This window comes from Streptomyces africanus, assembly GCF_002150735.1.
In the GTDB taxonomy this organism is placed as follows: domain Bacteria; phylum Actinomycetota; class Actinomycetes; order Streptomycetales; family Streptomycetaceae; genus Streptomyces; species Streptomyces africanus.
Genome location: NZ_MUKA01000403.1, coordinates 1 through 4744 on the forward strand (window position 1 = coordinate 1; position 4744 = coordinate 4744).

At 70.8% G+C, this 4744-nt stretch carries 5 protein-coding genes and 1 pseudogene; 4 read left to right on the plus strand and 2 right to left on the minus strand.

Features of this window, described 5'->3' with window-relative positions:
* Positions 1 to 609 (minus strand): PH domain-containing protein (locus tag CCL05_RS37705; RefSeq protein ID WP_086565143.1); only part of this gene is annotated, 609 nt, incomplete at its 3' end.
* Positions 610 to 709: 100 nt separating this feature from the next.
* Between CCL05_RS37705 and deoC the strand changes: the two genes are divergently transcribed.
* From deoC to CCL05_RS37720, 3 genes are read left to right on the plus strand one after another with little or no spacing between them, the layout of a single operon-like run.
* Positions 710 to 1672, plus strand: coding sequence for a deoxyribose-phosphate aldolase (gene deoC, locus CCL05_RS37710; RefSeq protein ID WP_086565140.1), 963 nt, complete (start codon positions 710 to 712; stop codon positions 1670 to 1672).
* 20 nt (positions 1673 to 1692) lie between these two features.
* Complete coding sequence (locus CCL05_RS37715; protein WP_086565144.1) at positions 1693 to 3129, plus strand: aldehyde dehydrogenase family protein; 1437 nt, start codon at positions 1693 to 1695, stop codon at positions 3127 to 3129.
* Entirely contained in the window at positions 3122 to 4009 is an 888-nt protein-coding gene (locus CCL05_RS37720) for an aldehyde dehydrogenase family protein (protein WP_086565141.1), read from the plus strand. Before CCL05_RS37715 ends, CCL05_RS37720 begins: the two co-directional genes overlap by 8 nt.
* 94 nt (positions 4010 to 4103) lie before the next feature.
* Here CCL05_RS37720 and CCL05_RS37725 read toward each other — a convergent pair whose 3' ends face one another.
* Complete coding sequence (locus CCL05_RS37725; RefSeq protein ID WP_086565142.1) at positions 4104 to 4502, minus strand: hypothetical protein; 399 nt, start codon at positions 4500 to 4502, stop codon at positions 4104 to 4106.
* A gap of 101 nt (positions 4503 to 4603) precedes the next feature.
* Between CCL05_RS37725 and CCL05_RS46680 the strand changes: the two are divergent.
* Positions 4604 to 4744 (plus strand): annotated as a pseudogene (locus tag CCL05_RS46680) (uridine kinase); the annotation flags it as partial.

A 4744-nucleotide genomic window follows, 5' to 3' on the forward strand; every position in this document is an offset into this window, starting at 1 on the left:
GGCCCGCGCCTCGTGCAGCCCCCGCAGCTCATCCATGATCCGGTCGGTCTCCGCCCGCGCGGGCCCGTCCGACACCGGGCCTCCACCGAGGCCCTGCCCCGGCCCGGAACCCAGCCCCGCACGCATCCCGAGCGCACTGCCGCGCCCCTCGTCCCGCCCCATCTCCCGCCGGGCCTGCGCGGTCGCCCGCATCTCACGCCGCGCGGCCTTCTTGCGGGCACGCAGCGAGACGGGCACGGCCCACAGCTGGTACTTCGCGCCGGACTCGGTGACGACCTCGTTCGAGTAGGAGGACTTCAACGAGGCGACCTGCCCCCAGGGAACCACGATGACGCGGAAGGGATTGCGGATACGCAGCCGGTCGTCATCCACGTACACGGCGGGCCGCAGCGTGAAGGCGACGACCAGCGGCACGATCAGGATCAGCACGGCGAGCGCCATCCACGGCGTGCTCCCCTGGCCCGAGACCACCGCGTCGATGCCGAGCCACCCGGCGATGGCGAGCAGCAGCGCGCCACCGGCGATGGCCGGAACCGACCGGTACACCCGGTCCTCGGACTCGGGCTCCGAAGGCTGCGGCGCGGGCGACTGGGACTCGGGGCTCGTCATGCTCCGATTCTGCCGGACCGTATGCGACCACCCTCACCCACCCGACCAAACCCAGGGGCTGTACAGCCGCTACGCGCGTAGATATGCTCGTCTGGTGACCATGCCCAGTTCTGCACTCACCGCAGCTCACCCCCTCAAGGACGTCACCGCGTCCGACAGCGCGCTGCGCCGCTTCCTCCACGGGCTCCCCGGCGTCGACGCGGTCGGACTGGAGGCCCGTGCGGCCTCCCTAGGTACGCGTTCGATCAAGACGACCGCGAAGGCGTACGCCATCGACCTCGCCATCTCGATGGTCGACCTGACGACGCTGGAAGGCGCGGACACCCCGGGCAAGGTCCGGGCGCTCGGCGCGAAGGCGGTCCGGCCCGACCCGACCGACCGTACGGCGCCCGCGACGGCCGCGGTCTGCGTCTACCCCGACATGGTGGCCGTGGCCAAGGAGGCCGTCGCCGGTTCCGGCGTGAAGGTCGCCTCCGTCGCCACGGCGTTCCCGGCCGGCCGCGCCCCGCTCACCGTCAAGCTGGCCGACGTCCGCGAGGCCGTCGCCGCCGGCGCCGACGAGATCGACATGGTCATCGACCGCGGGGCGTTCCTCGCGGGCCGATACTTGAAGGTGTACGACGAGATCACCGCCGTGAAGGAGGCCTGCGGCACGTCCGCGCGCCTGAAGGTCATCTTCGAGACGGGCGAGCTGTCGACGTACGACAACATCCGCCGCGCGAGCTGGCTCGGGATGCTGGCGGGCGCGGACTTCATCAAGACGTCCACCGGCAAGGTCGCCGTCAACGCGACCCCGGCGAACACGCTCCTCATGCTGGAGGCGGTACGTGACTTCCGTGCACAGACCGGCATCCAGGTCGGTGTGAAGCCGGCCGGCGGCATCCGCACCTCCAAGGACGCCATCAAGTTCCTCGTCCTGGTCAACGAGACCGCCGGCGGGGACTGGCTGGACAACCACTGGTTCCGCTTCGGCGCCTCCTCGCTGCTCAACGACCTTCTGATGCAGCGCCAGAAGCTGGCCACCGGCCGCTACTCCGGCCCCGACTACGTGACGGTGGACTGATACCCATGAACAGGGACAACGTGTCATCGGTATTCGCATACGCCCCGGCGCCCGAGTCGCGCTCGATCGTCGACATCGCGCCCTCGTACGGCCTGTTCATCGACGGCGAGTTCACCGAGGCTTCGGACGGCAAGGTCTTCAAGACGGTCAGCCCCTCCTCCGAAGAGGTCCTCGCCGAGATCGCCCAGGCGGGCGAGGCGGACGTGGACCGCGCCGTACAGGCGGCCCGCAAGGCCTTCGCGAAGTGGTCGGCGCTGCCCGGCTCGGAGCGCGCCAAGTACCTGTTCCGCATCGCGCGGATCATCCAGGAGCGCTCCCGCGAGCTCGCCGTCCTGGAAACCCTCGACAACGGCAAGCCGATCAAGGAGACCCGCGACGCGGACCTCCCCCTGGTCGCGGCGCACTTCTTCTACTACGCGGGCTGGGCCGACAAGCTCGACCACGCGGGCTTCGGTACGGATCCGCGGCCGCTGGGCGTGGCCGGCCAGGTCATCCCCTGGAACTTCCCGCTGCTGATGCTGGCGTGGAAGATCGCCCCGGCGCTCGCCACCGGCAACACGGTCGTCCTGAAGCCGGCGGAGACCACGCCCCTCTCGGCGCTCTTCTTCGCGGACATCTGCCGCCAGGCGGGCCTGCCGAAGGGCGTCGTCAACATCCTTCCCGGTTACGGCGACGCCGGCGCGGCGCTGGTGGCCCACCCGGACGTGAACAAGGTGGCCTTCACGGGCTCCACGGCCGTCGGCAAGGAGATCGCCCGCACGGTCGCCGGCACCCGCAAGAAGGTCACGCTCGAACTGGGCGGCAAGGGCGCCAACATCGTCTTCGACGACGCTCCGATCGACCAGGCCGTCGAGGGCATCGTGAACGGCATCTTCTTCAACCAGGGCCAGGTCTGCTGCGCGGGCAGCCGCCTGCTGGTCCAGGAGTCGATCCACGACGAGCTCCTCGACTCCCTCAAGCGCCGCCTGTCGACCCTCCGCCTCGGCGACCCGCTCGACAAGAACACGGACATCGGCGCGATCAACTCCGAGGAGCAGCTCACGCGCATCACCTCGCTCGTCGAGCAGGGCGAGGCGGAGGGCGCCGAGCGCTGGTCACCGGCCTGCGAACTGCCGGAGAACGGCTACTGGTTCGCCCCAACGCTCTTCACGAACGTCACCCAGGCGCACACGGTCGCCCGCGACGAGATCTTCGGCCCAGTGCTGTCGGTCCTGACCTTCCGCACGCCGGACGAGGCCGTCGCCAAGGCCAACAACACGCCGTACGGCCTCTCCGCCGGCATCTGGACGGAGAAGGGCTCGCGCATCCTGGCGGTCGCGAACAAGCTCCGCGCGGGTGTCGTCTGGTCCAACACGTTCAACAAGTTCGACCCGACGTCGCCGTTCGGCGGCTACAAGGAGTCGGGCTTCGGCCGCGAGGGCGGCCGCCACGGCCTGGAGGCGTACCTCGATGTCTGACACGCGACTGAGTGTCCTCAAGACCTACAAGCTGTACGTGGGCGGCAAGTTCCCGCGTTCCGAGAGCGGCCGGGTGTACGAGGTGACCGACTCGAAGGGCAACTGGCTGGCCAACGCGCCCCTCTCCTCCCGCAAGGACGCCCGGGACGCCGTGGTCGCGGCCCGTAAGGCGTTCGGCGGCTGGTCCGGCGCGACGGCGTACAACCGCGGCCAGGTCCTCTACCGCGTGGCGGAGATGCTGGAGGGCCGCCGCGACCAGTTCACGCGCGAGGTGGCCGACGCCGAGGGGCTGTCGAAGTCCAAGGCGGCGGCGGTCGTGGACGCGACGATCGACCGCTGGGTCTGGTACGCGGGCTGGACCGACAAGATCGCCCAGGTGGTCGGCGGCGGCAACCCGGTCGCGGGTCCGTTCTTCAACCTGTCCTCCCCCGAGCCGACGGGTGTGGTCGCGGTCCTGGCGCCCCAGGAGTCGTCCTTCCTGGGCCTGGTGTCGGTGCTCGCCCCGGTGATCGCGACCGGCAACACGGCGGTCGTCGTGGCGAGCGAGAAGGCCCCGCTGCCCGCGCTGTCCCTCGCCGAGGTGCTGGCCACCTCGGACGTCCCCGGCGGCGTGGTCAACGTCCTGTCGGGCCGGACGGCGGAGATCGCGACCCCGCTGGCCGCCCACCAGGACGTCAACGCGATCGACCTCGCGGGCGCCGACGAGGCCCTCGCGAAGGAGCTGGAGGTCGCCGCGGCCGACAACCTCAAGCGGGTCCTGCGTCCACAGCCTGTGGATTACGCGGAGACGCCGGGCATCGACCGCATGACGGCGTTCCTGGAGACCAAAACGGTCTGGCACCCGACGGGGTCACTGGGCGCGTCCGGTTCCTCTTACTAGAGCGCACGAGAGCGCCCCTCACAGCGGAAGCCCCGGCCCTTCTCCGTCCGGGAGGGCCGGGGCTTCTCTCGTGCGCGTCTGTCGCCGTGCGGCCCTACCGCGCGAGCGGTCCCACCGCCTGCCCCGCCACCGGGATGCTCTCGACGGACGGGGCCTGCGCGACCGGCCCGGTGAGTTCCTGGGACTTCACCGGCTTGAAGTCCGCGACCTCGGTGCCGACGCCGTTGTCGAGCGGGTCGACTCCCGTGCCGGCGAGGGGGTTGGGCTTGAGGCCCGCGACCGAGCCGGTGGCGTAGCGGACGGAGCCGGTCGCGGCCTGGAGGGCGGACTCGGGGTGGGTCCTGCCGAGCGAGGTGTGGACCGCGTCCGAGGCCGAGCCGGTGCCCGCCGCCGCGGCCGTGGCCGCCCCCGCCCCCAGCGCCACTCCCGTGGTCGCGAGGACGGCCAGGGCACGCTGGGCGGTCGGCTTCCTGGAGGAGTCGTGTCGAGCCATCACTGCCACCTTCTGATGCACTGGGTAATCGATGAGACGCAAAGGGTAGTTGAGGTGTGACGCGCACATCAAAGCCGACCCGCGGGGTCGTACGGCCCCCGATGGATGCCTCACACTGGTGTCCCGTGAGTTCTCCTCTGGCCATACCGACGCGAGTCGTGCTGCTCTGCGGCCCCTCCGGCTCCGGCAAGTCCCTCCTCGCGGCCCGCTCCGGCCTCCCGGTGCTGCGGCTCGACGACTTC